General features: G+C 56.9%; 20 protein-coding genes and 1 tRNA gene. 10 read left to right on the forward strand and 11 right to left on the reverse strand.

The window, feature by feature from the left end:
* Positions 1-70: 70 nt before the first annotated feature.
* Positions 71-1,846: a ribosome biogenesis/translation initiation ATPase RLI gene (locus GQS_RS01220; protein ID WP_014011838.1), complete on the reverse strand. Its 1,776-nt coding sequence runs from the start codon at positions 1,844-1,846 to the stop codon at positions 71-73.
* A 153-nt stretch (positions 1,847-1,999) separates the two neighbouring features.
* Here GQS_RS01220 and GQS_RS01225 point away from each other — a divergent pair, with 153 nt between their 5' ends.
* On the forward strand, positions 2,000-4,699 hold the full coding sequence (locus tag GQS_RS01225) for a DEAD/DEAH box helicase (protein WP_014011839.1): 2,700 nt from the start codon (positions 2,000-2,002) through the stop codon (positions 4,697-4,699).
* A gap of 60 nt (positions 4,700-4,759) precedes the next feature.
* On the opposite strand, the gene GQS_RS01230 is transcribed toward GQS_RS01225, so the two are convergent.
* A complete protein-coding gene (locus tag GQS_RS01230; protein ID WP_014011840.1) occupies positions 4,760-5,389 on the reverse strand; it encodes a YigZ family protein in 630 nt (209 codons plus the stop codon).
* Between the two features lie 3 nt (positions 5,390-5,392).
* Positions 5,393-5,839: an HAD family hydrolase gene (locus tag GQS_RS01235; RefSeq protein ID WP_014011841.1), complete on the reverse strand. Its 447-nt coding sequence runs from the start codon at positions 5,837-5,839 to the stop codon at positions 5,393-5,395.
* Positions 5,840-5,947: 108 nt separating this feature from the next.
* On the opposite strand from GQS_RS01235, the gene GQS_RS01240 reads away from it, so the two are divergent.
* Together GQS_RS01240 and GQS_RS01245 are read left to right on the forward strand one after the other, a co-directional pair.
* Positions 5,948-6,763: a phosphatase PAP2 family protein gene (locus GQS_RS01240; RefSeq protein WP_014011842.1), complete on the forward strand. Its 816-nt coding sequence runs from the start codon at positions 5,948-5,950 to the stop codon at positions 6,761-6,763.
* Positions 6,764-6,803: 40 nt separating this feature from the next.
* Positions 6,804-6,880 (forward strand) — tRNA-Thr (locus GQS_RS01245).
* Between the two features lie 143 nt (positions 6,881-7,023).
* On the opposite strand, the gene GQS_RS01250 is transcribed toward GQS_RS01245, so the two are convergent.
* A complete protein-coding gene (locus tag GQS_RS01250) occupies positions 7,024-7,461 on the reverse strand; it encodes a hypothetical protein (protein WP_238515789.1) in 438 nt (145 codons plus the stop codon).
* Positions 7,462-7,680: 219 nt separating this feature from the next.
* Here GQS_RS01250 and GQS_RS01255 point away from each other — a divergent pair, with 219 nt between their 5' ends.
* The gene (locus GQS_RS01255) at positions 7,681-8,535 is read left to right on the forward strand and encodes a DMT family transporter (protein ID WP_014011844.1); all 855 of its coding nucleotides are present in this window, start codon (positions 7,681-7,683) and stop codon (positions 8,533-8,535) included.
* Here the strand turns inward: GQS_RS01255 and GQS_RS01260 are convergent.
* Complete coding sequence (locus tag GQS_RS01260) at positions 8,513-9,181, reverse strand: glycosyltransferase family 2 protein (RefSeq protein WP_014011845.1); 669 nt, start codon at positions 9,179-9,181, stop codon at positions 8,513-8,515. The two genes, GQS_RS01255 and GQS_RS01260, sit on opposite strands and share 23 nt — an antisense overlap.
* Positions 9,182-10,039 (reverse strand): 3-methyl-2-oxobutanoate hydroxymethyltransferase, encoded by an 858-nt coding sequence (gene panB / locus GQS_RS01265; RefSeq protein WP_014011846.1) that lies wholly within the window; start codon positions 10,037-10,039, stop codon positions 9,182-9,184.
* Between the two features lie 219 nt (positions 10,040-10,258).
* Here panB and GQS_RS01270 point away from each other — a divergent pair, with 219 nt between their 5' ends.
* Genes GQS_RS01270 through GQS_RS01285 form a run of 4 tightly spaced genes read left to right on the forward strand, consistent with a single transcriptional unit; the run spans position 10,259 to position 15,021 of the window.
* On the forward strand, positions 10,259-10,687 hold the full coding sequence (locus GQS_RS01270; RefSeq protein WP_048056609.1) for an archease: 429 nt from the start codon (positions 10,259-10,261) through the stop codon (positions 10,685-10,687).
* 9 nt (positions 10,688-10,696) lie between these two features.
* Entirely contained in the window at positions 10,697-11,632 is a 936-nt protein-coding gene (locus GQS_RS01275) for a tRNA (cytosine(49)-C(5))-methyltransferase (protein ID WP_014011848.1), read from the forward strand.
* Complete coding sequence (locus GQS_RS01280; protein WP_014011849.1) at positions 11,629-12,078, forward strand: hypothetical protein; 450 nt, start codon at positions 11,629-11,631, stop codon at positions 12,076-12,078. The genes GQS_RS01275 and GQS_RS01280 overlap by 4 nt, the downstream gene beginning before the upstream one ends.
* A 60-nt stretch (positions 12,079-12,138) precedes the next feature.
* Positions 12,139-15,021, forward strand: coding sequence for an intein-containing RctB family protein (locus GQS_RS01285; RefSeq protein ID WP_014011850.1), 2,883 nt, complete (start codon positions 12,139-12,141; stop codon positions 15,019-15,021).
* Positions 15,022-15,077: 56 nt separating this feature from the next.
* Here the strand turns inward: GQS_RS01285 and GQS_RS01290 are convergent, their stop codons facing one another.
* From GQS_RS01290 to GQS_RS01300, 3 genes are read right to left on the reverse strand one after another with little or no spacing between them, the layout of a single operon-like run.
* The gene (locus GQS_RS01290; RefSeq protein WP_014011851.1) at positions 15,078-16,004 is read right to left on the reverse strand and encodes an ABC transporter permease; all 927 of its coding nucleotides are present in this window, start codon (positions 16,002-16,004) and stop codon (positions 15,078-15,080) included.
* Positions 16,001-18,130 (reverse strand): NEW3 domain-containing protein, encoded by a 2,130-nt coding sequence (locus GQS_RS01295; protein ID WP_014011852.1) that lies wholly within the window; start codon positions 18,128-18,130, stop codon positions 16,001-16,003. The genes GQS_RS01290 and GQS_RS01295 overlap by 4 nt, the downstream gene beginning before the upstream one ends.
* On the reverse strand, positions 18,127-19,056 hold the full coding sequence (locus GQS_RS01300; protein WP_014011853.1) for an ABC transporter ATP-binding protein: 930 nt from the start codon (positions 19,054-19,056) through the stop codon (positions 18,127-18,129). Before GQS_RS01300 ends, GQS_RS01295 begins: the two co-directional genes overlap by 4 nt.
* Before the next feature lie 98 nt (positions 19,057-19,154).
* Here GQS_RS01300 and moaC point away from each other — a divergent pair, with 98 nt between their 5' ends.
* Positions 19,155-19,625 (forward strand): cyclic pyranopterin monophosphate synthase MoaC, encoded by a 471-nt coding sequence (moaC, locus tag GQS_RS01305; RefSeq protein ID WP_014011854.1) that lies wholly within the window; start codon positions 19,155-19,157, stop codon positions 19,623-19,625.
* Here the strand turns inward: moaC and GQS_RS01310 are convergent.
* Positions 19,622-20,140, reverse strand: coding sequence for a hypothetical protein (locus GQS_RS01310; RefSeq protein WP_148236346.1), 519 nt, complete (start codon positions 20,138-20,140; stop codon positions 19,622-19,624). The two genes, moaC and GQS_RS01310, sit on opposite strands and share 4 nt — an antisense overlap.
* Positions 20,141-20,237: 97 nt before the next feature.
* Between GQS_RS01310 and GQS_RS01315 the strand changes: the two genes are divergently transcribed.
* Complete coding sequence (locus GQS_RS01315) at positions 20,238-21,968, forward strand: DNA mismatch repair protein (RefSeq protein ID WP_014011856.1); 1,731 nt, start codon at positions 20,238-20,240, stop codon at positions 21,966-21,968.
* Positions 21,969-21,983: 15 nt separating this feature from the next.
* Here the strand turns inward: GQS_RS01315 and GQS_RS01320 are convergent, their stop codons facing one another.
* Positions 21,984-22,652: a Kae1-associated kinase Bud32 gene (locus GQS_RS01320; RefSeq protein WP_014011857.1), complete on the reverse strand. Its 669-nt coding sequence runs from the start codon at positions 22,650-22,652 to the stop codon at positions 21,984-21,986.
* Between the last annotated feature and the right edge of the window lie 145 nt (positions 22,653-22,797).

Consider the following 22,797-nt stretch of genomic DNA (forward strand, 5'->3'; position numbering starts at 1 on the left):
GTTTACAGAGGTACAAAAGCCGGTGGTTTTGGCTGTGGGGGGTGTGGAGGAGAATAAACAGAAAAAAGAATCACGGGGCGACGTAGTAGTACTCGCCCATCTCCTTCTGCTCCCTGTCCTTGACGCTGTTCTCCTTGTTGGCCCTGGGCCTGCCTGTGTCCGGGTCGCGTCTGAAGGTTATGCCGACCCCCGCGAGGAAGCGGTTCATTCCCTCGCGCATCCCGGTGGGCGGCAGTGCCTTACCGTGCTTTCCAGGTTCGCCCTCGAAGACCATAAGCCTGTCGCTGATGTAGTCTATCATGAGAACGTCGTGCTCGACGACGAGGGCGGTCTTGCCCTCTTTCTCCATCAGGTGCCTTATCGCCCTCGAAACCGCCAGCCTCTGTTCGACGTCGAGGTAGGCGGAGGGCTCGTCGAGCAGGTACAGGTCCGCGTCGCGGATGAGGGCCGCGGTTATTGCAACCCTCTGAAGCTCACCGCCCGACAGCTCGTTCACCTGCTTGTCGTAGAGGTCCGGAACGCCGAGCGGGTTCAGGAGCTCGGTCTTGTAGAAGCTGTTGAGGAGCTTCCCGGCGTTTATCTTGCTCAGGAGATCGTAAACGGTTCCCTCGTAGTCGACCTTGATGTACTGCGGCTTGTAGGAGACCTTCAGCTCCCAGTCGACCTCCCCCTCTGTGGGCTTCTCGACGCCCGCGAGCATCTTCACGAAGGTGGTCTTACCGATTCCGTTGGGGCCGACGATGCTCACGACTTCGCCCATGTAGAGCGTTCCGGGCTCGGCCTCGAGCCTGAAGCCGCCGTAGTCCTTCACCAGCCTCGGGTACTCAACCAGTATCTCGCCCTCCTGGCTCTTCCTCTCGCTGGATTTGGTGAACCTTATCTCCTGGGGCCTGAAGCGGACGTTTTCGTCCTTCAGGTAGCCGCGCAGGAACTCGTTTATTCCGTTGCGCGTACCCTTCGGCTGGGAGAATATACCGTAGGCGCCGGGCTTACCGTAGACGACGTGGATGACGTCGCTGAGGTAATCCAGGACCGCCAGGTCGTGCTCAACGGTGAGAACCGCCTTGCCCGAATCGGCCAGCTTCCTGATTATCCTGGCCACTTTGAGCCTCTGCTTTATATCGAGGTAGCTGGACGGCTCATCGAAGAAGTAGAAGTGCGCGTCCCTGAGTATCGCCGCGGCTATGGCCACGCGCTGAAGCTCACCGCCGGAGAGGTGTTTTATGTCCCTGTCGAGGACGTTCTCCAGCTCGAGCTCCCTTACGACCTCCTCGAACTTGCCCGCCTCGTCGGCCCTCTTGAGCAGGTCCCGAACCTTGCCCTTAACGGCCTTGGGGATTAAGTCCACGTACTGGGGCTTGACCACAGGTTTAATCTGCCGGTTCTTGAGCTTTTCGAAGTAGTTCTGGAGCTCGTTGCCGCGGAATGCCCTGATAACGTTGTCCCAGTCCTCGTTGTCGCCGCACAGGTTCGGCAGGAGCTGGCCGGCGAGTATCTTAACCGCGGTGGTCTTACCGGTTCCGTTCGGTCCGAGGATACCGACCACCATGCCGTCCTTGACGACCGGGAGCCTGTAGAGGACGAAGGCGTTTACACCGTAGCGGTGGACGCAGCCCTCCTCAAGCTCCTCCGGGAGGTTCACAATGGTTATCGCGTTGAACGGACACTTGTGGACACAGATTCCGCAGCCGGTACAGCTCGCCTCCTGGATCACCGGACGGTAGCTCTCCTCGTCTATGATTATCGCCTCCCCGCCCATTCGATTGACCGGGCAGACGCGCTCGCACAGGAAGTTGCCGCATTTGTCCGGATTACACCTGTCGTAATCGATGACCGCTATCCTCATCACTCACCACCGGGTTAGGCTGAGGGAGAGGGTTTTAAAGGGTTGCGGGATGGTGACCCTCCTGTCGTTCGCCCCATCTTATCCAGTGGGTAGGAGTTTCATAACGGTGGACATGCCCGCTACTTTTTTAGCCGTTCTTTCCAATTTATCTCCATGTCCCTCTTCGAGACGCTCAAGCCCCTCAAGTCCGAGATAGCGAGGGTTCACGTTTTTCCTCCCGCGGAGGGCGAGTTCGGGGATTTTCGGTTCAGCAACCCCGAGGTAAACGCCCTCCTCGAAGAACTCGGCTTCACCTTATACCGTCATCAGGTCGAGGCCCTCGAGAGGCTCTACTCGGGAAAAAACGTCGTCGTGACGACGCCAACGGCCAGCGGCAAGAGCGAGATCTTCAGGCTGGCCATCTTTGACTCCTACCTCTCCAACCCCCGCGCGACGTACCTGCTCATATACCCCACGAGGGCCCTCATAAACAACCAGCTCGAAAAGTTCTCGCTCCAAAACCTTGTCTTCTACCGCCTCACCGGAAAGCACGTGAGCGCGAGAATCCTGACCGGAGACGTCCCCTGGGAGGAGAGGAGGGAGCTCCTCCGCGAGAAGCCGAGGGTTATCTTCACGACCCCGGACATGCTCCACTACAACATTCTGCGGAGATGGCGGGACTACGAGTGGCTCCTCAGGAACCTCCGCTACCTGGTCGTTGACGAGCTCCACGTTTACAGGGGCGTCTTCGGGAGCAACGCGGCCTATCTCTTCCGCCGCCTAGACTTCAGGCTCAGGCGCCTCGGGGCGAAGCCCCAGATCATAGCGCTCTCGGCAACGCTGAGGAACCCAAAGGAGTTCGCGGAGAAGCTCTTCAGGAAGGAATTCGAGCCGGTAAGCGGTGCCACGAATCCGTTCCCACGGAGGTACCTGGTCCTCTTCGAGCCGAGGAACCTCGACGAGAGGCAGCTGATAAGGAGTGCCATCGAGAGACTCGTCGGTGAGAACATCAAGACGCTGGTCTTCTTCGACAGCAGAAGGGGGACCGAAAAGCTCCTTCGCTTCCTTCTCAGCTCGCCGGTCTTTCACAGAACGAGCACCTACAAGGGGACCCTGCCCAAGAACGTCCGCTGGGAGATAGAGCGGGACTTCAAGGAGGGCAAACTGCTTGTCCTGCTTACAACCAACGCCCTCGAGCTCGGCATAGACATCGGCGACCTCGATGCCGTCATCAACTACGGCATCCCTCCCGACGGGCTTTTCTCCCTCATCCAGCGCTTCGGCCGGGCCGGAAGGAAGGCCGACAGGGAGGCCCTCAACGCCATAGTCCTCAGAAAGAACGGCCTCGACTACTATTACAGGGAGCACTTCGACGAGCTCGTTGAGAGGCTCGAGCGGGGAATAATCGAGTACATGCCCGTTAACCTGGAGAACGACCGCATAGCCGAGAAGCACATCCACTACCTCCTCACCGAGCTGGGAATAGTAGACTGGGACGAGCTTGACGAATTCGAGAGGAAGATAGCCGAGAGGCTCGTCATCGAGAGGAAGGCAGACCTGAAGAACAATCCGCTCACCTGCAAGCTCGAGATTCGCCTGAGGAAGCCGGCCTTCAGCTACTCGTCACTGAGGACGGCGAGCGATGAGACGTTCTTCCTCGTCAAGGACGAGCCCTGGATACGGGGCAAGCTGATGGAGAAGTCCTCGCTCAGGGAGTTGCTCAACTTCATCAACTGGCTCAAGCTCAAGGGCTACATCATCGAGGAGGTCGATGCCGACGAGTACCACCGCTCGCTCCTCCCGGGGATGGCTTACTTCTCACGGGGAGAGCTCTACATGGCCAGGGACAGGCTCTCCCTCGGAAAGTTCCACTTCGTCTTCGCAAGGCAACTTAACCGCTTCTGGGACGTGGAAACCTTCGTGGCCAAGAGGGAGGAAGTCGAGATACTGGAGAGCAGGGAGGAGAAAACCTACAGGGGAGTCGAGATAGGCCTCGGTCGGCTGAGGGTCAGGCACGTCTACACCGGATTCGCCGTCAAAGGGGCCGATACTGGGAACTACGTCGGTGAGCTGATCAGGTTGAAGGAGGACGGCATCCTGCGCGGCGAGATACACTCCCCGATGACAGGCGAGAGGATCGAGGCCGAGGAGGACTTCTCGATCCTCAACTGGGAGAAGTTCGCGAAGGTCGAGTTCGAGGAACCCTACATCAGGGAGTTTGAGACCGATGGAATATGGCTCGTTTTCCCAGATTCGATAAGGGAAGTCACGAGCGAGGAGTTCAGGGAGTTCTTCGATGTGGCCGCCGAGAAGGGCTTTGAGGACCCTGCCTTTACCCTTTACACCAACCTCGACCGGAGGAAGCTCTTCCCGCTCTACCTCGGGACGACCACCCACGTCATAAGGAAGGCCATCGGTGACGCCCTCCAGAGGCTCGGAATCAGCGATGAAGAGCTGGCCTTCGCGGTGAAGAAGATGGTCGACAGCAAGGACGGAATCGGCTCGGCGCTCCACGCGATAGAGCACAATCTCATAAAGATAGCCCCCATCTTCACCTACGTGGATTCGAGGGAGCTCGGCGGCTACAGCTACGCGAGCTTCCCGGGCTTACCCCACGTCGGAAGGCCGGTCGTGTTCATCTACGACGGCAACGAAGGGGGAGCAGGCCTCGCACCGATAATCTACGAGAACGTCGAGAGGCTGATGGAGAAAAGCCTTGAGCATCTCCGCTCCTGTCCCTGCCAGGACGGCTGTCCCGTTTGCACGCTCTCCCCGAAGTGCGGGACCTTCAACGAGTTTCTTGACAAATGGGCCGCGATAAGGGTCTGGGAGAGGGTTCTGGGAGGGTCTCCCTCTGGGAGCAGGGATGACTGACTTGGATTTTTACATGGGATGTAATTTACACCCCGTGTAATTTACATGGTATGTAAAAACTCAGAGGCTCCCATCAAACGAACTCATGAAGAGCCTCCTGAGCCGGACCCTTCCCCTCGTCCTCTCCGTCAAGAGCCCCATCAGCCCCTCGGCTTCGCCTTTCCTCGTTTCGACGGTGAACATCACTAGCTCGCCGTAGTCCTCTCCAACGACTTTTCCTCCGGAATTCTCAACGGTCTCCCTGACGAGGTGAAAGAGGCCGTAGGGGAAGGTGACCTGGAAGTGCTCCGTCTCGTAGACTTCAATAATTCCTGCATTTTCAATGGCCAGACTGGCGGCGTCGCTGTAGGCCTTAACCAGACCGCCGTAGCCGAGCTTTATGCCGCCGAAGTAGCGGGTAACAACGACGACAACGTTGCTTAATCCCCTGTTCTGGATAACCTTGAGTACTGGCTTTCCCGCACTGCCCTTTGGCTCCCCGTCGTCATCGTAGCGAACCGCGAAGCTCTTTCCGTCGTTGATGAGGTAAGCCGAAACGTTGTGCGTCGCGTCGCTGTGATGGGCCTTGATTTTTGCGATGAACTCCTTGGCCTCTTCCTCCGTCTTCGCCGGCGAGGCGTAGCCTATGAAGACCGACTTTTTAATCACCAGCTCAGCAGTTCCGACTCCCTTAAGCGTTCTGTAGTCCATAGCTCACCCTCTGAGCGTAGCTATGAGCTTTTTTTCGTCGAGGAGCATGCCTATGGCGTCCTTAACGTCCCTTACCACCACATCGCTGGCGAGAAGGGCGTCGGTTGTCGCTCCCTCCGGCCCTATCACGCAGAAAGCCAGCTCCGCGCTCTCAAGCATGGCCACGTCGTTGTTTCCGTTGCCAACCGCTATGTAGGGTTCGTAGCCCCTCGCGATTTCTGCCTTCTCGGCACCGCTCGAAACCCTCTCTATCCTCACGGGAAGCCCTTCAAACTCCTCCTCCAGCGTCCCAAAGGTATCCGCGCTCAGAACTACGACCGTGTACTTGTCCGCGAGCCTTTCGAGGAGGTGTTTAACTTCGTCGTCGATCCTTCCGCCCTCCGCCAGGGTGCCGTTCAGGTCAAAAAGTACCGCATTTATCTCCAGGTTCCTGTAGTTCGGAATCTCCATACCTTTTCACCATCACAGGTTGGAGTGTAAGGTTTTTAAGGCTTGGAGTCAAACTTGGAGTGTTCAAGAAGGTGGAGTTAAAGGCTTGACTACTTGGGGGTAGAAGTTATGAACATGCTCCAGCGGCGCCTTGAAGACCCAGAGGTGCTCGTAAGGCTGAACGCGTTCTTCCTCAGCTACTTTGGATGGGTTGCCTTCGGCGTTCTGTACGGTATCATCGGGCGCTGGAGCCTGGACCTAACACCACAGTTTCTCCGGCTCCCCCTCACGTCGCGGGATCTGGTCGTCGGCCTGGTGGAGTTCACAAAGAGCCTCCCACCCCTCTATGCACTCTTCACCGTCGTGTACTATCTCGGCTTTGCCGGTTCCATAGCCCTTATCGTCGCATATCTCCTTCTGTATCTGAGGGATTTGGAGGCGTCCGACCGGCTACTTGCCAGGTACCTGATGGCGTATGCCGTCGCGGGCTCGATATACCTGATAGCCCACATCTACGCCCCGCATATAGTCTACAACCTGCCGGGTTACATATCGGATAACACCCTGCTCACGAGGCAGGAGTTCGTCCTTCCTTCCCTTCACAACACGTTCATTATGATAAACATAATAACCCTGTGGAAATACAGGAAGCGCCTCGGGGCGAGGGCCGTAATCCTCGTGAACGCCCTCATTCCTTTCGCAACGGTGTTCCTGGGGCACCATTGGGTCTACGATGTCCTTGCGGGCTTCCTCCTCGGCGTTGCAGTGTCAAAGGTCTCCTGGGAATGGAGCGCAAGGATATCAGAGGTCATATACCGGTGGGAGGTTTCCTCGCTCCAGAGGGTCACGGTCTTCAACTTCCTCCTCGCGGTCATAGTCCTGATAGTCGCGGCCGATCCCGCCAGGGCCCTGGCCATCTTCGGGGGGCTCCTCGGTGCCCCCTGAGAAAAGCTTATAAACTCCCCGCTGGTCTTTAACATCGGGTGCCGGGGTAGCCTAGCTCGGCAGGGCGGCGGACTCGTAATCCGCAGGTCGCGGGTTCAAATCCCGCTCCCGGCTCCACAATGCTCCTTCCCGTTTCTCCGGCCAGTTCTTGAGTGAACGCCTTGCCAAAATAGCGTCCTCAATAAAACGGCTCCTATTATACGTTGCAGCCGGCGAGATCATAACGGTCAAGCCCTGACAGAGCCCGATCATCCAGAGGGTCACCACAGAACCAGGCCGCTCTTTACCGTAATTGAGACCCTGGTCTGTTGAGTGCCGGGGGCCGGGACCAGCACCAGGTAGAGCGGGCCCTTCTCAGGGAATCTCCAGATCTTCTCGATGCTGGTTGTGTCCTCCGCTCTGAAGAAGCACAGAGGACTTTCTCCGGATTTAAGCATTTCAACGCCTGTTTCATCGGTAATGCAGATCGTCACCGGTTGTGTGGATTTTATCGAAAAGTATATGGTGCTCCACTGGTGGCCACTGAGCGTGTAGAGATAATACTCCCCCGGATTCAGCATGACGTCCCCCTGAAACCCGTGAGAGCCCCCCCACACCGCGGCGACCATAAGCACAGCTGCCACGATCATGAGGGAGAAACCGAGGGCTTCCATTTTTTTCAGGGTCGGGGGCCTCACGGTTATCGCGGCCATCCTCATTCCCCCACATTTATAAATAGCTGCGGCCCTATTTAAATATTGTGACTCAAAGTCTTAATTTTGACTAGTTTTGTTACTAATCCCCCCAACTTTTGCTGTTTTATCACGTACTTGGACAAAATCCAGGATGTTGGAGCACCACAGCTGGAGTATTGCCACCAGCGGTCGGCTTCAGGTGCCACTGTGAGGTTTATAAAGCCGGAGAACCAAAACTTGGGTATGCGGCGCGAAGCTCTGGGGACCGCCCTGGCGCTCTCGGGGATGGTGATATACGGACTTGAGCCGGTTGTTATAAAATCCAACCCAACCAGTCCGATCAGCTTCGCCGCTCTCTCTGCCATGGTTGCGTCTCTCGTTCTCTGGATAGCGGTCGGCTGGAGTGGGGGGCTGGATGAGATCCGTGAAAATCCCTCGGGAATAAAACCGGCGTTTCTGGTGGGGTTCTTCGGAACTGCGCTCGCCTATCTTGCGTACTCCTTTGGCGCCCGGATGAGCACCGCAATAAACGCCGCCCTCATAACGAGGAGCGAGGTGCTGTGGTCGTTCCTTCTCGCGTGGCTCCTCCTGGGGGAGAGGATAACGAAGCGCCTTGTGGCGTATTCCTTCGTTATCCTGGCGGGCCTGGTTCTTATCATGGTTCCTGGACATTCGGTTGAGCTCAGGCTGGGCGACCTTCTGCTTCTCCTCGTGCCCCTCTTCTGGCAGCTGGGCCACGTTATAGCCAAGAGGCTTCCCTACAGCCCTCAGACCATAGCGGCCCTGCGCAACACCTTCGGCTTCCTCCTTCTCCTGCCCCTGGCGGCTGCGTCTGGACTTGAGTTCTCAGACTTTGTAATCGCCGAGGGTCTGGTGATAGCGGCTGGCCAGCTCGTGTGGTACGGATCGATAAAGCGCATCAACCTCTCCAAGGCAACGGCCATAATAACCCCGGCCCCTGCGGTTGCGATAGGCGTCAGTGTACTGCTGGGGGAGACGCTGACCTTCTATCACGTCGTTGGTTTCGCTCTCATAACCGCCGGAACCCTGGAGGCGATAAAGGTTAAAAGTGCAATCAAAACCGAAGGTACGCCCTGATGAAGCGGAACACGTCCCTGACCCCGAAGCGGCCCTCCCTCGAGGGGTCGTATATCATGCCCACAGGAACTTCCTTTATCATGGCACCCATCTTTGCGGCCTTCAGGAGCATCTCCGTCTCGACCTCGTAGCGGTCGCTCTCTATTTCCGGAAGGAACTCCCGTCTGTAGGCCCTGAACCCGCTCTGGGTGTCGTAGACATAGCGCCCCAGTTTGAGGCGTATAAGCCGTGTCGTCAGGATGTTGCTGATTCTCCTGTGCAGCGGCCTTTTTCCAGCCTCCTCGACCTTCCTTGCCCCTATCACCAGATCGGCCTCACCGCGGACTATGGGCTCGACGAGCTTTATTATCTCCTCCGGCCTGTGCTGTCCGTCGGCGTCGATGAAAACTATCACGTCCCCCGAGGCCTCCTCAACGCCCCTTCTCATTGCGCAGCCCTTGCCGCAGTTCCTCTCGAGTCTGATCGCCTTTATCCTGGGGTCCTTCTCGGAAAACGCCCGTGCTACATTGTAAGTCCCATCGCTTGAGCCGTCGTCCACGACCACTACCTCGTCGATAAAGTCTGGCATCCTATCTAAAACGCTGGGAAGGCGCTTTTCTTCGTTGTACGCTGGAATCACAACGCTTACCCGTTTTCCATCCAGCATTCAATCCTCCTCTCTCAGTTTCTCAAGGGCACGTGCGGCCTTTTTCCTGAAGTCGTCCTTATCGAGGAACTCCCAGTAGTGCTCCCTGCCCGGAAACGCGCCGCCCTTAACCTCCTCCAGGTAGTTCTCAATAGCAAGGCGCATCATCCCGCCGATGTCGGCGTACTTCTTGACGAAGGGTGGGGTCTCTTCGTAGATGCCGAGAAGGTCATGCCAGACGAGAACCTGGCCGTCTACCCACGGTCCGGCGCCAATGCCGATCGTGGGGATTGATATCTCCTCGGTCACGAGTTTCGCCACGTCCGCCAGGGTGAACTCGAGGACAACCGCGAAAGCCCCAGCCCTCTCCAGCGCCTTGGCGTCGCGGAGTATCTCCTCAATCTCCTCCTCGGTCTCTCCCATCAGCCTGTATCCTCCGAACCTCAGATAGCGTTGCGGGGTAAGCCCGGTGTGCCCCATGACGGGTATCCCCATGCGCACGAGCTTTCTGACGAGCTTCCTGTGGTCGTAGCCGCCCTCAATCTTGACGGCATCCGCACCGGCCTGTACCAGTCTAACCGCGTTCCTCAGGCCCTCGTCGGTGTCTATCTCGTAGCTCGCAAAGGGCATGTCCGCCAGAACGAGCGCCCTCTTGACTGCCTTCGAGACCGCCCTGGTGTGGAAGACCATCTGCTCCATAGAAACGTTCAGCGTGTTCCCCTCGCCGTAAACGACCATTCCGAGGGAATCGCCGATGAAGATGATGTCCATCCCTGCCCTGTCTGCTATCAGTGCGGACGGGTAATCGTAGGCGGTTATCATCGCGATCTTTTCCTTCCCCTTCATCTCGATAATCCTTCGCGCCGTTATCTCCCTCATGTTCTCCACCTCTGAAGGGTTGGACTGCGGTCTAATTAACGGTTTCGTTTCGATGGGTGGATTTATTAAGCACCCCGGCAACCTTAATAATGAGAGAGTATGGTGAAAGTGGGATATGATTTTGAGCCGGTGAAGGTTGGAGGAAAGCCAGCTTCCGAGCTAATCAGGGAGATGAGAGACGAGAGGGAAAGGCTGCTCATGGGAATGGAGGTGAACGATATGAGAACTTGGGAGCACTACGAGCACACGGCGGACGTGGGCATCCGCGGCTACGGTGAGAGCCTTGAGGAAGCCTTCGAGGCCGTCGCGCTGGCGCTCTTTGACGTGATGGTTGATGTGAGAAAGGTCGAGAGCAGAGAATGCCGTGAGGTCGAGGCCGATGGTGAGGACCTGATGGCGCTCCTCTACAACTTCCTTGAGGAGCTTCTCGTGCTCCACGACATGGAGGGTCTGGTCTTTGGAGACGTTGACGTTGAGATAGAGAATGCTGGAGAAGGCTACCGGCTCAGGGCGAAGGCCTGCGGCGAGGTTCTCGATTACGAGAAGCACGAACCGAAGGAAGAGGTGAAGGCGATAACCTACCACGAGATGAAGATAGAGCAGCTGCCAGATGGGAGATGGATGGCGCAGCTGGTTCCGGATATCTGAGGTGGTTCCATGAGCGCGAGGGACAGAGTTAAGGAGACCAATCCGGCCTTTTACGAGCGCTATTCGATGCTCGAAGACACGGACGAGTTCTGGGAGTTCATAATCCGACCCCTGCGGCAGAGCATAAGGGTGAACACCCTCAAGGCTCCGCTTGATGTGGTCGTTGAGAGGCTTGAGGAGGAGTTCGAGCTTGAACCGGTTCCCTGGGTCCGCGAGGGCTTCTTCATCAACGTTGACAACCTCGCGAAGGTACCAGAGCACAGTCTTGGCCTGATCTTCGGCCAGGAAGCGAGCTCCATGATACCCCCTGTTGTCCTCAACCCCAAACCGGGCGAGCTGGTTCTCGACATGGCCGCGGCCCCGGGCTCGAAGACGGGTCAGATGGCCCAGTATATGGAAAACGAAGGCTGCATAATTGCCAACGACCCCAAAATAAGCAGGGCGAACGTCCTCATAGCGAACCTCAACAGGATGGGGGTTTTGAACACCCGCGTGAGTGTGAAGGACGGCGTTTACTTTGCCCGCTTTGAGAATCTCTTTGACAGGGTCCTGCTGGACGCCCCGTGCTCTTCGGTCGGAATGATACGGAAGAAATGGAGGTTCCTGACGGAGTGGCGCATGAAGGAGGTTGTCAGATACATGAACATCCAGAAGAGGCTCATCATGGCGGCTTACAGGGCGCTCAAGCCCGGCGGAACGCTGGTTTACTCCACCTGCACCATAGACCCCATGGAGAACGAGGAGGTCGTCGATTACCTGCTCAGGAAAACCGACGCGAGGCTCGAGCCGATAGATTTGCCGGTGAAAACCAGCGAGCCGGTCCTTGAGTGGGAGGGGAGAACCTACTCCGAGGAGCTGAGAAAGGCCCTCCGCATACACCCCAACGACAACGACACCGAGGCCTTCTTCATCGCGAAGATAGTCAAGCCGGAGGGAGGGGCATGAGTGACAATCCGAGGGCGGAGATAGGGCAGACGAATGACGCCGAACTCGTCAAAAGGCTTCTCATCGAAAACTATGGGTATGCACCGGAGCTTGTCTATGAGATACGAGGGAGGTATCACAAGGTCTACGCATGGAAGCCCTGCCCCATTGAACTCAGGGGCCCCGATAGAAACGGGGTGTACTTCGGCAGGGTGGAGAGCGACGGGATAAGGCTGAGCATCGAGGGTTCCTTCCTCGTTGGCCCAAATGCCACGAAGAACGTCGTTGAGCTGGACGACGAGAGGGCGAAGCGGTATCTGTCCGGCGAGAGCGTGGAGATCGGTGATAAGGAGCTCCATGGGTGGGTGATAGTCAAGTGGCGCTCCTACTACCTCGGCTCGGCCAAGGCCAAGGAGGGCAGGCTCATCAACTACGTGCCGAAGGAGAGGCGGTTAAGGATTGAGTAACATTTCCGTTCCTCGAAAGCTTAAAATAATTTTAGGCCCACCTAAGGAGGGGGTGAGAGGATGGTTCCGCTGAAGAGGATTGACAAAATCCGGTGGGAGATTCCCAAGTTCGACAAGCGCATGAGAGTTCCGGGCAGGGTTTACGCTGACGACCAGCTCATCGAGAAGATGCGCGGGGACAGGACGCTGGAGCAGGCCGCGAACGTCGCAATGCTCCCCGGCATCTACAAGTACTCCATCGTCATGCCCGACGGCCATCAGGGCTATGGCTTCCCGATTGGAGGAGTAGCGGCCTTCGACGTGAAGGAGGGTGTGATAAGCCCCGGAGGGGTCGGATACGACATTAACTGCCTTGCTCCTGGCTCAAAAGTCCTCACGGAGCATGGATACTGGGTTAAAGTCGAGGAGATGCCCGGGAAGTTCAAGCTCCAGGGGCTGAGGGTCTACGACGTTGATGAGGGACACAACGATTTCTCAGAGGTCGCCTTCGTTGCCGAGAGGGACGTTGAAGAGAACGAGCTCGCGGTGAGAATCGTCACCGAGTCAGGGAAGGTCATCGAGGGCAGCGAGGACCACCCGGTTTTAACTCCACAGGGATACGTCTATCTCGGCAACGTCAGGGAGGGCGACGAAGTTCTCGTTTACCCGTTCGAAGGTGTTGAGTTCGAGGAGAGAAGAGGTGTTCTCCTGAGCGAGGAGGATTTTGAGGACGAGGACGGGCAAATAGTGAAGTTCCTGCGCGAGAAAAATCTACTACCGCTCCGCTGGGAGGACCCGAGGATAGGAACCCTCGCGAGAATCCTCGGCTTCGCTTTCGGCGACGGCCACCTCGGCGAGATGGACGGCAGGCTCTACCTGAGCTTCTACGGGAAGGAAGGAACGCTGAGGGAGCTGAAGAAGGACCTTGAGAGGCTCGGCGTAAACGCCAACCTCTACGTGCGCGAGAGGGACTACCGCATCGAGACGGTGAGCGGTGAGTATGAGGGCAGGAGCGTCTCGGCCGAGCTGAGGGTCACCTCAAGGAGCTTTGCCCTGCTCATGGAGAAGCTCGGAATGCCGAGGGGTAAGAAGGCGGATAAGGCTTACAGCGTCCCCGAGTGGATTAAGAGCGCTCCGCTCTGGGTGAAAAGGAACTTCCTTGTCGGACTCTTCGCGGCTGATGGAAGCATCGTCGAGTTCAAGGGCAACACCCCTCTACCGATAAACCTCACCCAGTCGAAAGCAGAAAAGCTTGAGGAAAACCTCAGGGAGTTCATGAATGAGGTAACCGAACTCCTCGCAGAGTTCGGTGTCAAGACGACGGTTTACATGGTCAAGTCGAGGAAGGGCGTAACCTACAGACTAGCCCTCGTTGGCGAGGAGAGCATCAGGAACTTCCTCGGGAGGATAAACTACGAGTACGACCTCGAGAAGAAGGCCAAAGGCTTAGTTGCATACGCCTACCTGAAGTTTAAGGAGCGCGTTAGGGCCGAGAGGAAGAGAGCGGCCGAGGTAGCAAGGAAAGTTTACGCGGAAACTGGAAGCGTGACGAAGGCCCACGAGGCTGTCAAGGACGTTGTCAACAAACGCTTCGTCGAGAGGGCAATTTACGAGGGCGATAAAGAACCGCGCGTTCCCAAGGATTTCCCGACCTTCGAGGAGTTCGCGCGCGAGAGGGGCTACGAGGGAGGCTTCGTCGCTGAGAAGGTCCTCAAGGTCGAGAGTGTCAGGCCGGGTTATGAGAAGTTCTACGACATCGGTGTCTACCACAGAGCTCATAACTTCATAGCCAACGGCGTCGTAGTTCACAACTGCGGCGTTCGCCTTATCCGCACGAACCTCACCGAGAAGGAAGTGAGGCCGAGGATAAAGGAGCTCGTTGACACGCTCTTCAAGAACGTGCCGAGCGGGCTGGGAAGCAAGGGCCGTGTGAGACTCCACTGGACTCAGCTTGACGATGTTCTCGCCGACGGTGCCAAGTGGGCCGTCGATAACGGCTACGGCTGGAAGGAGGATTTAGAACACCTCGAAGAAGGCGGGAGAATGGAGGGCGCCGACCCAAACGCGGTCAGCCAGAAGGCGAAGCAGAGGGGTGCCCCGCAGCTCGGCTCCCTCGGCTCCGGAAACCACTTCCTTGAGGTCCAGGTCGTCGATAAGGTCTTTGATGAGAAGATAGCGGAAGCGTATGGCCTCTACGAAGGGCAGGTCGTCGTCATGGTTCACACCGGAAGCAGGGGACTCGGCCACCAGGTGGCGAGCGACTACCTCAGGATAATGGAGAAGGCCAACAGGAAGTACGGGGTGCCGTGGCCCGACCGTGAGCTCGTGAGTGTTCCCTTCCAGACAGAGGAGGGACAGAGGTACTTCAGCGCGATGAAAGCGGCCGCCAACTTTGCCTGGGCTAACAGGCAGATGATAACCCACTGGGTCAGGGAGTCCTTTGAAGAGGTCTTCAAGAGGAAGGCCGAAGACATGGAGATGAGCATCGTCTACGACGTCGCCCACAACATAGCCAAGGTCGAGGAGCACGAGGTTGATGGGAAGAAGGTCAAGGTGGTCGTCCACAGGAAGGGAGCGACGAGGGCGTTCCCAGCAGGCCATCCGGACGTGCCGAGGGCCTACCGTGACGTCGGCCAGCCGGTTCTGATTCCGGGCTCGATGGGAACGGCGAGCTACGTCCTGGCCGGTGCGGAGGGTTCAATGAAGGAGACCTTCGGCAGCTCCTGCCACGGTGCGGGGAGGCTGATGAGCAGGCACGCCGCAACCAGGCAGTACCGCGGCGATAGGCTTAGAAATGAGCTCCTCCAGAGGGGAATCTACGTCCGTGCGGCCTCGCTCCGTGTCGTTGCCGAGGAGGCTCCGGGAGCCTACAAGAGCGTTGACAACGTCGTCAACGTCGTCCACCAGGCTGGCATAGCGAACCTCGTGGCGAGAATGCGCCCGATGGGCGTCGCCAAGGGCTGATTTCGATTTTCTCAATTTTCCCGGTTCTTTCAATTTACAAAATAAAAAAGCAAAAGTCAATTGATGTCACTGGTCATGAACCTGACGTAGGCGAAAGCGAAGGGCAGGAAGAGCATGACCAGCAGTATCGCCAGGTTGTTGAAGCCGTAGGTGAAGGAGTCCCCCAGGGGGAGGTAGTAGTTGAGGAATCTGTCGCCGCCGAAGATGTACTGGACAAGCTGGGTGTAGTGGTGTGCTGGGTTCAGGAAGTGGAGTCTCGTCATCCATGTGATCACCGTTTCCCGCCAGACCTCGTGGGCACTCGTTCCCCACGGCGGCTCGGGCCCCGCGAACTTGGGCGCCACAATCTCCACCACGATGCCGTAGAAAACCGTCAGGAAAATCGCCAGACCGACAGCGGCAAGCATCGAGGTCTCGGGCTTTTTGAAGAGCGTTGAGAACAGCACTCCAATTGACAGGAATACCAGCGTGTAAAGCATCGTTGCCAGAATCGCCAGGGATCCCCTGAGGAGCGAGTCCCCGTCAATGGGTATTCCCAGTATGAGCATCACGGCGATGATGGCAACGTAGACCACCAGGTTGGTCAGTACTATCAGGGTTCCCATTCCAAGGAACTTGCCGTTGATGACCTCGTCCCTGTAAACTGGATGGCCGAGGAGAACCTTGGCCGTTCCGGTTTCAATCTCCCTGTTTATTGCGTCTGATCCGAGGGCGGCGCCGAGAACAGCCCCGATGACGGTGATTATCATCATGTTTACCATGAAAAGCATCGCGAGGGGGGTCATGTAAACCTCCCCCTTGGCCCCCCACAGGCCGAGCTCGTTGGATTCGACGCCTGGAACGCCCATCTGGATCAGGTAGTCCTTTATGCCGTAAACCGCGAGGCCAAAAATGAGGAGGTAGAGGCCCATGATGACGATGAACCTCTTGCTCTTCACCGAGGTGTAGAGCTCCTTGAGGGCTATGTTCCAGGCGGGGTTCATCTCCTACCAACCCTCCTCATCAGCCATATCACGATTCCGAAGACGACCACGAGCAGGAGGATTCCGAGATAAGCGCTGCTTGAGCCCTGCGTAACCCTGACCGTTATCACGGTTTCTGCCTTTGCTTGGTCGCCGGTGGCGGTTACGGTTATGGTGTACGTTCCTGCGGGGGCGGATTTGGGGACCTTGATCCTCAGCTCAAACTGGCTGGGTCCTTCGCTGATCACCATGTTGCTTTCCCGGATGGGACCGAGGCGGGGTATCGTGTCGGGAACCGCCTCAACTTCCCAGCCGCTGGGCGCCTGGGCGGTTATCTTGATGTTGGTGACCGTGGTCCCCATGCTGTCAATCCACACCGTGGTGGCCGTTGAGCCTCCTGCCTTGACCGTGAGCGTGGGGTAATCAGCGTTGAGGGAGAGTGCGGCGGGGTTCTCGACTTTGATCACAACTGGAATTTCAACCCGGGTTCCCTTCCCGGTGATGATGAGTTTGGCGTTTATTTCGCCGGATACTACGTTGAACGGGGCGATAACAACGAGGTACGCGCTGGTGCTTCCGCCGGGTTCTGCCTTCAGGGTTCCGATGGGGGTTGCGCCGCTGGGGTCCTGGCTGATCACGTAGCTCCATTCGGGTTCGAGGCCCTCCAGCGTGACACGGTACTCGTCCTCTTTGGAGCCGAGGTTGGTTATCGTGATCTCCGTACTGGCACTCGCCCCTGCTGTCACGGTAAGAACGTCGTTCTGGAGCTTGGCCTCGAAGTAGTAGGGCGCCTTTGTTAGGGCTATATTGAGGGTTTTCTCCTCGCCATCGCCGAGCTTGACATTTTCGACCTTCGAAACGGCTCCCGGGGCGCCGGCAATGAGCCTGTAGTCCCCTGCGGGGAGCTCAATCATCATGCTGCCTGTGGAGGATGTTGTAACGTTCTTTCCGCCGATGCTCACCCATCCCTTCAGGGGGTTTCCGCTCTCGTCGGTCAGGATCACCGTCAGTTTTGCGGGCTGGCCGAGGTACGTCTTGTATACGTGAACCGTCAGGCCGTATTCCCTTCCGTTTATGGTGAAGCTCAGCCTGTGGTCGCCGAGGGTCGCGTTCCTCGGTATCTCGATGAGCAGGGTGGCGCTGAAGGTTCCCGAAACGGTAAAGCTCCTGAGTCTGTACTGACCGTCCGTCAGATACATCGTCCACCCTGCCGGGAGGGCCATCTGCTGGAACTCCACGGTGCCGCTCCCCGTGAATGTTATCGGAATCGTGAGTTTCTGCCCCGCCTCCACGTCCAAGCTTAGATATGGAACCGAGATGTCAACGCCGGCGGTCTCTATCTGGACGCTTCCCGGGAAATCCCCAATGCAAAATCTGAGGGTTCCACTGCCTGCAGGCTCGATGTGAAGGCTGACCGGTACCGAACCCTTCGGGGGAAGCGTTATCTCCTCGACCTCGACTCCCCCGTACAGGAAGCTCGCCCTCCACCCTTCCGGCATCGAGGTAACCTTGAGGCTCAGGCGGAGCTCCGAGTTTGAGGAGCTCGTTATCGTTATCGGTACATCAACGGGCCCGGAGACCCTTATCTTTCCGTAGGGGTAAAACACCGAGTACTCCATGCTGACCGTTTCCGAGGCGGGTTCCGCGGCGTACACCTTTATCTCCTTTCCGTCGTACTCCAGGGCTATAAGGTCGACGACGGCGCTTCCGTTCACTTCCAGGGTTCTCGCAACGCCGTTTACGGAGACGTCGACGGTCTTGTTGCCCACCGCGGTAACGAGGACAACGTTCCCATCAAAGACTGCCTTGGCACCTACCTTGGGCTTTAGAGATGTAACGAAGTCGGGCTTAACTGATACGATTATGAAGCCGCCCTGTGCGGTGTAGCTCCCGATGAGTATCTTGATGCCGTCGCGCTCTATTTCGGTTCCAAATGCGAAGGGTTTCAGCTCCAGTATCCTGCTCCCGTTCCTCAGCATCAGGTAGTAGCTCCCGTCGGCGGCCTGGACCACCGTTATCGTGTAGTTCCCAACCGAGATCATCTGTCCCGCGGAGATCCTGTCCTCGAACACGGTCACGTAAGGCTGAGCCGCAACGAGTGAGGACAGAAGGACGAACGAAAGCAGAACCACCAGGAGTTTTCTCATTCCCCATCCCTCCCGTAGATGGTCCGGAGGAAAACGTCCTCCAGGCTGGGTTCTTCAATATCAAGCTTCAGGATCGTGAGGCCTTTTTCGGAGAGGTATCTGGAGAGGTCTTCCCTTATGTCGGTTCTGGCGAATATTATCGCCCTGTTCGGCTGAATCACCTCCACCCTCGTGATCTCGGGATGCTCTATCTCCGGCAGCGGCTCCTTGGTCTCAACCTTTATCTCGTAGCCCTCAAGCTCCATGAACTGCCTCTTTATCTCCCCGAGGGTTCCGACGGCCTTCAGCTTCCCCTTCACTATTATACCGACCCTGTCGCTGAGCTCCTCGACCTCGCTGAGCACGTGGGATGAAAAGAAGACGGTCCTGCCCTCGGCTTTTGCCTCCCTGATGAGCCTCTTGACGAGGTGAGCCCCCTCCGGGTCGAGGCCGCTCGTCGGCTCGTCGAGGATGAGCAGTTCGGGGTCGTTTATGAAGGTCTGGGCTATCAGGAGTCTCTGTTTCATGCCCTTGGAGAAGGTCTTCGCCTTTCTGTAGCGGACATCCCAGAGACCGACCATTTTCAGGAGCTCGGTTATCCGTTTCTCCTTCTCCGCGTTCGACATCCTGTAAAAGTTGGCGAAGAACTCTAGGTTTTTCCACGCGGTGAGTTCACCGTACACCGTTGCGTTCTCCGGGAGGTATCCTATGCGCTCTTTTATCCCGATGGGATTCTTGGACATGTCGATTCCCAGTATCTCCACCCTTCCTGTATCTGGGATTTTCATGCCCAGCATGCTGAGTATTGTGGTCGTTTTTCCGGCACCGTTCGGCCCTAAAAAGCCGAACACCTCCCCTCGTTGAACCTCAAAACTTAGACCATCAACCGCCCGGAACTTCCCGTACGATTTGGTAAGGTTCTCAACCAGTATCGCCTGAGTGGGCATATTGAGCACCCCTTTTAGGAGTAAGATCCTGATAATCCCAAGTGTAAGTGGGGGTCATGGTTTTAAACTTTATCGTCCTTCATGGAATGGGGATTCACATGGGTGAGCTGACGCACGTTGATGAAAAGGGTGTTAAGATGGTGGAGGTTGGCCATAAGACGGAAGTTTTTAGGAAGGCCACCGCCAGGGGCAGGATAAAGCTGAAGCCCGAAACCATCGAGCTGATAAAATCCGGGAAGACGAAGAAGGGCAACGTTATAGCCACCGCCCAGATAGCGGGAATCCTGGCCGTTAAGAAAACGCCCGAGCTGATTCCGCTCTGCCACCCGATACCCCTCACGGGGGTTGATATATCCTTCGAGTTCGGCGATGACTACATAGAGGCGACCTGCGAGGTTCGCGCCACCTACAAGACGGGGGTTGAGATGGAGGCCCTCACCGGTGTTACCGTCGCCCTGCTGACGATATGGGACATGGTCAAGGCCGTTGAGAAGGACGAGAACGGCCAGTACCCGTTCACGAGGATCGAGGGCATTCACGTGGTCGAGAAGGTAAAGGGGGCAGGTTAGTCCCTGCAGTAGCCCAGGACGAAGTACTCCAGCACCTTCGAGAGGTCATCGAGGAGGAAACCGAGGAAGAACAGCAGGAACGTTCCGAGCGGGTATTCCTCGAAGTAGTTCCAGACGAGCCACCACACGGCACCCCAGATGATGATGCGGGGCACCTCTATAACCACCATCGATTTCCTGGAGACCTCCCTCAGAAGGAAGCGCTTGAGCCCGTTCTCATCGCGGGCGATGTAACACCCTGTATCCGACCATTTCTTTTCATGGAGCCTTTTGGTGTGCCTTGCCAGGAACAGCCGCCTCTTCGGAAACTTCAGCACGTAAACGTAGTCCCCGTAGCTCGAGGCTATGAACGACTCTATGGCGAGTTCGATATCGATGTCCCTCTGAAACTCCGAGACGTATGCCCCTTTCCGGCGGAACCCATCAACTATATCTTCCGGTTTGAACTTGTCGAGTTTGAGGACCCTTATGTGATAGCTCGGGCTCAGGAGCCTATCGATCATCGCTATTCTCACCTACAGACATTGTTGTAATATTACTTCACAAATTTATAAATTTTGCCGTTTTCGAGCTTCAGGTAACTTTTTTAGTCCTTTGCCCATTTCCTTAGCGATGACGCTCAAGCTGAACCCCGAGGCTAAAGCGATATACCGCTCAATCCGGGAGGAGATAAAGAGACGGTTAGTCCTTCCAGGGAGTTCGGCCTTTCTCGAGGGATTCGAACCTACCTCCGAGGAGAAGGAGATTCTCCGCAGGCAGGACTATTTTCGGAAAAACCTCCCCAAAATCCGGCCCGAGCTGAGGGAGCAGATAGCTAAAGTCAAGCCGATAAAGTTCCGCCGCGACTACCTCCACGACAGGATTCTCATAGTTGACGAAAGCGAGCTCGAAAGGGCCCAGAGCCTGGGGCTCTGCGAGGTCTCGACAAGTTTGGAAGAGGGGGAGGGCTACGCCCTGGTGCTCAGCACCGTCGGCTACGGGATTGACGTCGAGCTAACGCCGTCCCAGATAGCCCCGGAGCTCTACATCATGCCCCTATGGGAGAATCGGGAAACGCTTGAGGCCCTATCTAAAATCGGCGAGCTAACCGGAGAGGGCAGCGTCGCCTCGGAGATACTCCATGGGCTGAACGAACTCGGAGAGGTCATGAAAAAGCAGAAGCTCCTCGACGGTCTTGAGGAGCTGGTTGCAGAGAAAGAGCACGAGCTTAACGAGGAAATAGCAGAGAAACTTGAAAAGTTCAGCCTGACGTTGAGTGGGAAAGAGTTGCTCGACTTCCTCGGGGAGCTCAAGGCCGGGAATTATGAGGCGATATTCAGGCACTTCGGCGAGGTCGAGGGCGAGATTCTGGATTTAATAAACGCGGCCGAAAACGAGCTGAGCGAAAAGCTTGGCATCACCGTTGAGCTCTTCTCCCGGGAGGAGCTGTATCCGGTGACCGTGCCCCCGGAGAGGATAGAGATGCTCCGCGAGGAGCTCGAAAGGGAGCTTAAGGTCGAGCTGTACCTCAGAAGCAGGGAAGTGCTTGAGAGAATCATGCCCCTCCTCCCCAAGCTCAAGGAGGAACTCGGCCGCGTCCACGAGCTTGACTTCCTGCTGGCCGTGAGGAACTTCACCGAGGGCTTTTCCTTCCCGGAGCTCTGGAAGGGCGGAATAGCATTCGTCAACGGGCGGCATCTCGTCATTGAAAACCCCCAGCCGGTCAGCTATGCAGTCGGGAAAAGGCCCGATGGGTTCCCAGTACCGGGAGCCGAAGATATACACGGCGAGAGTGTGGTCATCCTCACCGGTGCCAACAGCGGTGGAAAGACCAGCCTCTTGGAACTGATGACGCAGATAACCGTTCTCGCCCACATGGGATTCCCTGTTCCTGCCGAAAAGGCCTGGATCGAGCCTCTTGATGAGCTGTTCTTCTTCAGGAGGAAGAGGAGTGCCTACGGTGCCGGTGCCTTTGAGACGGCCCTGCGCTCCTTTGTCAGGGCCCTTCGCGGAGAGGGTAGAAAGCTCATCCTTATAGACGAGTTCGAGGCCATAACCGAGCCCGGCGCAGCTGTCAAGATAATTGGCGAACTTTTGAAGATAGCCCATGAAAAGGGCTTCTACGTTGTCATAGTGTCGCACCTGGGAGAGGACCTCAGGAAGGAGCTTCCCTTCGCCAGGGTCGATGGAATAGAGGCCAAAGGCCTGGACGAGAAGCTCAACCTCATTGTCGACCGGCAGCCCGTCTTCGGAAAGCTCGGCAGGAGCACGCCGGAGCTCATCGTTGAAAGCCTTTCGAGAAAGAAGCGCGGAAAGGAGAGGGAGATATTCGAGAGGGTTCTATGGGCATTCAGGCAGGAGTGAGTTCTGCACTTTGTCCTACCCGACCCAGCTCCGCTCCCGGTACCTTCCCCTGCTCTCGATTTCTTCTATCTTCACCCTGATTTCTTCCGCCCTCTCCTCGCCCCTGACCTCGGCGTAGCCTTCCAAAACCGCCTCAAACCCTTTCTCGAACCACGTGTAGTGCGTGCTCTCCATGGCGCGCCTGAGTAGGTGCAGGTCAACGCCCTGGGCCTCCAGGGTGGGGTCGAAGTCCGCCAAACCAAAGTCTATCAGGTAAACCTTTCCGCCTCTGAGTATCATGTTGCTGGTGGTAAGGTCGCCGTGCACTACCCCCGCCTCGTGAAGCTTTCCAATCTGCCTCCCAATCTCGCGGCAGAGGGGAAGCCTCTCCTCCATCGGCAGCCTCTCCAGAAGCTCCTTCAGTCTCTCACCATCGATGAACTCCATGGCTATCTTCATGTCCCTTGTATCAACCTCATAGACGTGGGGGCAGTTCACACCGAACTCCTTCGCCCGGTGGAGAACCCTGGCTTCCCTAACCGTTCTCTCCTTTCTCAGCCGTTCGTCTATCTCCTTTATCCGGTAGCGCTTTGGAATTCTGTGCTTGATGATCACCGTTTCACCGGGAAGGAGTTCCGCCCCGAAATACTCGCCGAATCCTGAGATGTATATCTTGGCCTCCGCGCCCTGCTTTATCATCCTCACCTCGTCCACCCGCCCTCAGTTGTGCGCGGAGGTTTTAGGCCTTTCCCCCATTTCAAGGACACATTTTTGTCATTTCTTCAAAATTTTCTGTGTTAATTGAAATTTTTGACCCAAAAACTTATATGCAGTGCTGACGAAGCGTTTC

The sequence above is a fragment of the Thermococcus sp. 4557 genome, from assembly GCF_000221185.1.
GTDB lineage: Archaea > Methanobacteriota_B > Thermococci > Thermococcales > Thermococcaceae > Thermococcus.

Coding starts and splice junctions, on each gene's coding strand:
- GQS_RS01220 (WP_014011838.1), bottom strand. CDS start 1,846: ATGAGGATAGCGGTCATCGATTACGACAGGTGTAATCCGGACAAATGC.
- GQS_RS01225 (WP_014011839.1), top strand. CDS start 2,000: ATGTCCCTCTTCGAGACGCTCAAGCCCCTCAAGTCCGAGATAGCGAGG.
- GQS_RS01230 (WP_014011840.1), bottom strand. CDS start 5,389: ATGGACTACAGAACGCTTAAGGGAGTCGGAACTGCTGAGCTGGTGATT.
- GQS_RS01235 (WP_014011841.1), bottom strand. CDS start 5,839: ATGGAGATTCCGAACTACAGGAACCTGGAGATAAATGCGGTACTTTTT.
- GQS_RS01240 (WP_014011842.1), top strand. CDS start 5,948: ATGAACATGCTCCAGCGGCGCCTTGAAGACCCAGAGGTGCTCGTAAGG.
- GQS_RS01250 (WP_238515789.1), bottom strand. CDS start 7,461: ATGAGGATGGCCGCGATAACCGTGAGGCCCCCGACCCTGAAAAAAATG.
- GQS_RS01255 (WP_014011844.1), top strand. CDS start 7,681: ATGCGGCGCGAAGCTCTGGGGACCGCCCTGGCGCTCTCGGGGATGGTG.
- GQS_RS01260 (WP_014011845.1), bottom strand. CDS start 9,181: ATGCTGGATGGAAAACGGGTAAGCGTTGTGATTCCAGCGTACAACGAA.
- panB (WP_014011846.1), bottom strand. CDS start 10,039: ATGAGGGAGATAACGGCGCGAAGGATTATCGAGATGAAGGGGAAGGAA.
- GQS_RS01270 (WP_048056609.1), top strand. CDS start 10,259: ATGAGAACTTGGGAGCACTACGAGCACACGGCGGACGTGGGCATCCGC.
- GQS_RS01275 (WP_014011848.1), top strand. CDS start 10,697: ATGAGCGCGAGGGACAGAGTTAAGGAGACCAATCCGGCCTTTTACGAG.
- GQS_RS01280 (WP_014011849.1), top strand. CDS start 11,629: ATGAGTGACAATCCGAGGGCGGAGATAGGGCAGACGAATGACGCCGAA.
- GQS_RS01285 (WP_014011850.1), top strand. CDS start 12,139: ATGGTTCCGCTGAAGAGGATTGACAAAATCCGGTGGGAGATTCCCAAG.
- GQS_RS01290 (WP_014011851.1), bottom strand. CDS start 16,004: ATGAACCCCGCCTGGAACATAGCCCTCAAGGAGCTCTACACCTCGGTG.
- GQS_RS01295 (WP_014011852.1), bottom strand. CDS start 18,130: ATGAGAAAACTCCTGGTGGTTCTGCTTTCGTTCGTCCTTCTGTCCTCA.
- GQS_RS01300 (WP_014011853.1), bottom strand. CDS start 19,056: ATGCCCACTCAGGCGATACTGGTTGAGAACCTTACCAAATCGTACGGG.
- moaC (WP_014011854.1), top strand. CDS start 19,155: ATGGGTGAGCTGACGCACGTTGATGAAAAGGGTGTTAAGATGGTGGAG.
- GQS_RS01315 (WP_014011856.1), top strand. CDS start 20,238: ATGACGCTCAAGCTGAACCCCGAGGCTAAAGCGATATACCGCTCAATC.